1 protein-coding gene is annotated in these 719 nt (G+C 39.6%); it reads left to right on the top strand.

Going from position 1 to position 719, the window contains the following annotated elements:
• Window positions 1–702: sensor histidine kinase (locus HC175_RS15835; RefSeq protein ID WP_168139395.1), on the top strand; the 702-nt coding region annotated here is incomplete at its 5' end.
• Window positions 703–719 lie beyond the last annotated feature (17 nt).

Below are 719 nucleotides of genomic sequence, written 5' to 3'. Positions count from 1 at the left end.
CGGAAGGGAGATTTCCTTAAAATGGTGAGCCATGAGTTAAAAACTCCTGTGACCTCAATAAAAGGTTACGTGCAGTTACTACTAAATATGTTGCAGCCGGTGGAGGATAAGCTTCCTGCAGGCATTCCCCTCAAGACCTCTTTGGAACGAATCGATAACCAGGTAATAAGATTGACCAGGTTAATTTCTGAAATGCTTGATCTCTCAAGGCTGGAAGAAAATAAACTGGAACTAAACAAAGATGTTTTTAGCCTTAATGAGCTCATAGATCAAACCGTCCAGGATATAAAGCTAACCAATACGCAGCACCAAATGACCGTATTTCATACCTGCCGGGCAGAGGTTGAGGCCGACAGGGATAGAATAGGACAGGTTTTGATCAATTTTATTACCAATGCCATTAAATATTCGCCTGAGAGCAGGAATATTGAAATCCATATTATAGAAGCCGCACCAAATAAAGTGGGGGTAAGTGTTAGGGATCAGGGAATAGGTATTGATAAAAAATACCACAAGAATATATTTAAAAGATTCTATCGAATAGGAGGCGTGAATGAGGAAACCTATTCGGGCTTCGGAATAGGGTTGTACCTGGCTAATGAGATCATTGAAAGGCACAACGGTAGCATAGAGGTCAAAAGCCGGAAAGGAACAGGATCTGATTTCTGTTTTAAACTTTCTGCAGTATCAATAGAAAAATAACATATGGAAAATAATAA

It is taken from the genome of Salinimicrobium oceani, assembly GCF_012037645.1.
This window is presented reverse-complemented; position numbering and strand designations above follow the sequence as displayed.